The sequence below is a fragment of the Emticicia sp. genome, assembly GCF_049241225.1.
Taxonomy (GTDB): domain Bacteria; phylum Bacteroidota; class Bacteroidia; order Cytophagales; family Spirosomataceae; genus Emticicia.
On record NZ_JBMLRC010000187.1, the window covers coordinates 1 to 5,632 of the forward strand.

The following is a 5,632-nucleotide window of genomic DNA, read 5'->3' on the forward strand; positions in this document are numbered from 1 at the left end:
TTATACTGAAAAAATGTACTAAAAAACACATTTTTTGAAAAAGAAAGTTCAGCACGTGGCCCAACAAGCCAATATTTTACACTATTGTAGGGCTTCGACATATCAATTTGGGTATAGTTAAAATCAAGGCCAAAAACGCCATAAGGCTGATAACGATACCCGATGCTTCCTTCTAAAAACAAGCTTTTTCCCTCAATTCCTTTGACTTTATTTGTAAAATAATCTCCTTTTGTGTAGCTAAATGAACCATTGAGGTCGTTACGATTACTACTTGTATAACCAAAACTTATAAAGTTTGAGCGATAGTCTCCCACGGGAAGTTCAATCACATTTTTAAAGTTATCAGGGTTCGGATTATCGCTGGCATTGGTGGGGTCGAAAGAAGCAAATAAATGCGTAAAACTCCATCCTTTGGCTAAATATACCTCCGAACCAGCCGAATTATTGGCAAAAAGAAAAACGTTGGTTTCTCCGTCAAGACGTTTGCCTTTTAAGTCGAAAACATCACTTCCTTCAGTACCGATTCCGTAGGCATTGATGTATTTAGCCACTTTTTTCGATTTTGGATTCAGAATAATATTTGCTGGGCGGTATATCTGCCAAATTCCTGTGCGTGGCACAAAACCCACATCAGCACGGTAGTTTTCACCGATACGTTGAACACCTAAATTCAACTCAACATTTGGGTGGCTATACCCCATAAAGTGGGCGGCACTGGCAGCATCTTTCTTGTTTTCGGGCGAAAATGATTGATGATAATAACTTTCAGACTGAAAACGGCTATCTTTTGAATAATAATTAAACTCTAAACCACCGACTCGATTAAATTTTCGGTACCCCGCCGTTTGTTCGGCAGTTAGATTACTGAAATCATTTTCTTTATTCACAAAAATTCCTCCGAGCGTAGAGCGATTCAAGAGTTTTCGTTGCACAACCGCCACCGAATAATTAGCTGCGGGCAAATATTTATCTTCACCGAAATTTACCTTTCGGGTTTGCATATTCATTACTCCAATTCGCCAATCGTCGTTGAGTTTTCCGCTGAGTCTTGCCCCTGCTAAAATCGGCACTCGTTGCGTATTTCCTGTATTTGGATTTCGAGTAATACCGATACGACGTGAGAAAAACGGACGAGTATCAGGAAAGCCAAAAGTGCCAAAAAGGTCGTTATTTTCGAGAAAAAACTGCCTTCTTTCGGGGAAAAACAATTCAAAACGACTCAAGTTTGTTACTTGTCTATCAACCTCAACCTGTGAAAAATCGGGGTTTATTGTTAAGTCTAAATTCAATGATGGCGTGACGGCAATTTTGGCGTCCATACCCACACCAGCAGGGAAATTGGAAGTTGTTGGAAGTGCTTTTAAATCACTTTCATTGCGTGGGAAATCCTTTTCGGTTGCCACCGATACAAACGGAATCAACGAAACATTTGCCCCAGGTTTTGGCGGATTTTCGTCCCAAGTCAAGTTGCCAGCAAAAGCCAAGTTTGCTGGTCGAAAATTACGTGGTACAGGGCTCCATGTCGATACTTCATTTCTTTTCAATACATTTCTGCCAAAATTTACTCGCCAAGTATTTTGACCGTCGGTTACTTTGTAGCGTAAAGTCTTGAAAGGAATCGCCATTTCGACCACCCAATAATCGTCATAGTTTTTTACTTGTGAGTACCATTTATTGTCCCAAAAGTTAGAGGCTTCTTCCCCGTTGAAAATCAGTCCTTCTCGCTGCACACCATAAGGATTGACAGCAAACTGAAAAGCATTGAGTTTATCTTTAAAAGTATCGAAGGTGGCTGTAAAAACATCGCTTGTTCCGCCTTCAAAATCTCGTTTTAATGAAGCAACTGTGTAAATATCTCGGGGTTCGTAGCATATCGCACCGACATAAATGAAATTATCATCGAACAACACTCTGACTTCTGTCTGTAATTTAGCAAAAGAAGAATCATAGGGGCGATTCAGAAAGAAGTTTTTGGCAACTTCGGCAGTTTTCCAAGAATCTTCGTCGAGCAGTCCATCTAATTTGATGGGAGTTGTCGATTTTTTGATGTGGATGTTGTATTTGTCGTTGTCTTTTTTCGAATCTTGGGCAAATAATAAGTTAATTCCCAGTAGGATTATTCCTACGGTAATAAAGTATAGTTTTTTCATAAAAGATTTTATAAATTGTAGTTTGTTGCTTTTAAAATAGACATACAAAGGTACGAAAATTTGCAAAATTAGCCTTAAATTATTCCTTTTGGTGTTTTTCCTTGCTGAAATGCCACGATATTTTCTACCACACCTTTCAACAATTCTTTGCGTGCATTTACACCTGCCCACGCAATATGTGGCGTGATGATGGTGTTTTTGGCTGTTAGTAAAGGATTGGTTTTAGTTGGTGGCTCAACAGAAAGAACGTCAAGTCCAGCACCTGCAATCACACCAGTGTTGAGAGCATCGGCCAAATCTTGCTCGTGAATGAGTCCGCCTCTCGATGTGTTTATCAGAATTGCCGAAGATTTCATTAGACTTAAACGCTCTTTGTTGATAAATTGTTGATTATCAGGCGTTAATGGGCAATGCAACGTAATGAAATCACTTTCTTGAAATATCTGCTCTTGGCTACAAAGCTCTACGTCAGTCATTCTTCCCGAGGTTAAATCTCGTTTATTAGCTAAAACTTTCATGCCAAATCCTAAGCCAATATTGGCTACTTTTTTACCAATATCGCCCAAACCAATGATACCCAACGTTTTTCCTTCGAGTTCGACCAAAGGCGAATGATAAAAACAAAAATCAGGGCAGGAAGTCCATGTATTTTCTATGTTTTGTGCGTGTTCGGCTACTCGATTCGTAAAACCTAAAATCAACGAAAACACTAATTGGGCTACCGATGCCGAGCTGTATCCACGTACATTAGCTACTGTAATTTCACGGGCTTTGGCTGCCTCAATATCAATAATATTATAGCCAGTTGCCACTACTCCAATGTATTTTAGATTGGGTAATTGGCTGATAGTCTGTTCATTAAGCGGACATTTATTGGTCAGTATTATTTCCGCATCTTTTGCTCGCTCAATAATTTGGTCGGGAGAAGTGCGGTCGTATGATGTAATATTTCCGAGCGTATTTAAGATAGAAAGGTCTAAATCGTTAAGCGGATTTAGGGTGTAGGCATCAAGAAAAACGATGTTCATAAAGCTTAGAATCTGAAATTTTTGACGAAATTATCACCGAAAACTTTCTTGTCAAAACACTTTATGGATAAACGGAAATCTAATCCAAAAACTTGATAGTTAGTATTTTAGGTAGTCCACGGTCAATAGTCGATAAGTCCTCAGTGAGATATGAGTCTTTTAGTCATTTATTTAGCTACATAAAATATTGTCGATTTTATTTACTCTATTTCTTTTTATAAATTTCATAGATTTGTATGAAAACTCTTTTTCTAAACAACCAAGCCCATGAAAAAACTATCCGATTTCTTTTATTCTCGAGCCAACGGTTATCTTGTGTTAGGCTTTTTAGCCTTACAATTTACTTTTTCGGGAGCAATTCTGCCCTATTTCCAAAAACAGTTCGACCCCGAACTCAATCGAGGTTTGATGGATTTGAGTTTTGGTTTTACTCCCGAAAAAGGTTACAGTATTATAGAATCGTATGGCGAAAAAGGTCGAGAAATTTATTTCTTTGTCGAATCCTTCGTTGATGTCATTTATCCGATTGCTTATACGATAGCTTTTATTTTGTTGGTAAGTTTTTTATTTAAAAAGAATGGATGGAACAAGCAACGTTTCGCAATTTTAAATGTCATTCCGATTGGCGGTTTAATCTTTGATTTGTGTGAAAACTATGGAATTGTGCAAATGCTTCGAGCATTTCCCGAAAAAGTTGATTTTTGGGCAACATTTGCTTCTAATTCAGGTTTAATTAAATGGATTTTTGCAGGAATAACCGTTTTGATGGTTTTGTGTGGTTTGGTAGGCTGGGCGATAAAGGCTTTAAAAAATAGATAATACTTCAATGCAGAAGGTCGGCAAGGCTCGAAGCCTTACCGACCTTGAAAGTACAATAATATTCAACCTAAAATTCTAAGAAAATGAAAATAACTTTTTGGTCTATCTTTTTTTTGGTGATGTTGGCTTTTGAGAGCTTTGCTGGCACACTTCGTGGAGCGTGGGAAATGCAGCCCGAAAGCAGTGTTTCTAACGAAAGAGCGGTGATGATTGCCACCGAAAATTACCTTTCGATTGCAGTTTTTGAGAAAAACCTTTACATCCGCACCTACGGCGGCACTTATGAAATTAATGATGCTGGCCTTATGCTGACACTCGAATTTAATGATAAAAACCCCGAGAGTGTTGGAACGAAAATTACCTATAAATTTATAAGAAAAGATAACGAGTTCACGATAGAAAATCAGGCAAAAACAACTTGGAAACGCATTGACGAAGGGAAAGATGCTTTGTCGGGCAATTGGCGAATTTCGGCACGGGTTGGGCAAGATGGGCAAATGACTGAAATGAAGCGTACGGCTCGGAAGACCTTAAAAATATGTTCGGGAACAAGATTTCAATGGTTTGCGATTAACCCCGAAACCAAGGAGTTTTTCGGTACAGGCGGAGGAACATACACCCTCAAAGATGGTAAATATACTGAAACACTCGAATTTTTCTCAAGAGATAATAGCAGGGTAGGAGCGTCGCTCACGTTTGATGCAAAAGTGGAAGGAGATAAATGGCAGCATTCGGGAAAAAGCTCAAAAGGCGACCCCGTTAATGAAATTTGGGGAAGAGAAAAATAATTTCTTCCCCAAGCATATTTAGATTTGTTGTAAAGCCGCTTCTGCGGCTTTTTTCACAATCGCTAAGTCGGTTGCACCTTTAAAGCCACTAAAACCGCACGAAATAGTCGTTTCAGCATCTAATTGAATTGGTTGACCTCCTTCCCAGCCCATGAGTTCGGGCAATGGAATACCAAAATCTCGGTAATTGAGTTTATCGGTAAAAATCAAACGTTCAAATTCTCCAGTTTTGTAGCCAGTTATCCAAACTTGCGAAGCTTTTCTGTAGGCTACATCGTAGTAGCGGCGGCCTTTTAGTTTATCATCTCCCCAAATTTTTCCGTAAACATTGCCTTCGTCGTCTATGATACAAACTGCTACATTTCCCTCACAAATCCCCCAGTCGGGTTCGCTATTTTGGTACGTAGGAACTGCGATGGAGATATTTTCGAGTATTTGATGAATCACTTCTTGGCGTTTTTGAGGTGTCATTTTAGAAGATTTTTACGAATAACCAATTGATAAAAAATACGATAGCAGTGGCTAAAACAATGGATAAAATACAAGAACGAGTAACAAAACCATCGGTTTTAAAGATACTAAAAAGGTCTTTTGTGAAGGCAAAAAAGATGATTTCTAACAAAAATGGCAATAAAATGTATAAATACTGATGGTTAGAGCCAAAATTAGTTTCTTTCGTAAAGTAAAAAATAAGCGAGCAAATAATAAAAATTGGAATGATAAACACCAGCTGCACAACAGGAACAATGCCCATTTGGGCATCAGTTTGGGTTTTGCTATTGGTCACTATCAAAATATTGAAAATGAAAGCTAAAACGGCAATCGCTAAATAGAGGAAGTACATTTT

The 5,632-nt window shown here is 38.4% G+C and carries 6 protein-coding genes; 2 read left to right on the forward strand and 4 right to left on the reverse strand.

Translation table 11 applies throughout. From position 1 onward, the window contains the following. Together ACOVO2_RS10370 and ACOVO2_RS10375 are read right to left on the reverse strand one after the other, a co-directional pair. Positions 1-2,150, reverse strand: a 2,150-nt coding sequence (locus ACOVO2_RS10370; RefSeq protein ID WP_421769896.1) for a DUF5916 domain-containing protein, incomplete at its 3' end; no start/stop codon positions are given. 74 nt (positions 2,151-2,224) lie between these two features. Next, on the reverse strand, positions 2,225-3,178 hold the full coding sequence (locus ACOVO2_RS10375) for a D-2-hydroxyacid dehydrogenase (RefSeq protein WP_421769897.1): 954 nt from the start codon (positions 3,176-3,178) through the stop codon (positions 2,225-2,227). A 267-nt stretch (positions 3,179-3,445) separates the two neighbouring features. Between ACOVO2_RS10375 and ACOVO2_RS10380 the strand changes: the two genes are divergently transcribed. After that, complete coding sequence (locus tag ACOVO2_RS10380; RefSeq protein WP_421769898.1) at positions 3,446-3,997, forward strand: hypothetical protein; 552 nt, start codon at positions 3,446-3,448, stop codon at positions 3,995-3,997. 83 nt (positions 3,998-4,080) lie between these two features. After that, a complete protein-coding gene (locus tag ACOVO2_RS10385) occupies positions 4,081-4,785 on the forward strand; it encodes a membrane or secreted protein (protein ID WP_421769899.1) in 705 nt (234 codons plus the stop codon). Positions 4,786-4,803: 18 nt separating this feature from the next. Here ACOVO2_RS10385 and ACOVO2_RS10390 read toward each other — a convergent pair whose 3' ends face one another. Then, the gene (locus ACOVO2_RS10390) at positions 4,804-5,256 is read right to left on the reverse strand and encodes a GlcG/HbpS family heme-binding protein (RefSeq protein ID WP_421769900.1); all 453 of its coding nucleotides are present in this window, start codon (positions 5,254-5,256) and stop codon (positions 4,804-4,806) included. 1 nt (position 5,257) lies between these two features. Further along, positions 5,258-5,632 (reverse strand): hypothetical protein (locus ACOVO2_RS10395; RefSeq protein ID WP_421769901.1); only part of this gene is annotated, 375 nt, incomplete at its 5' end.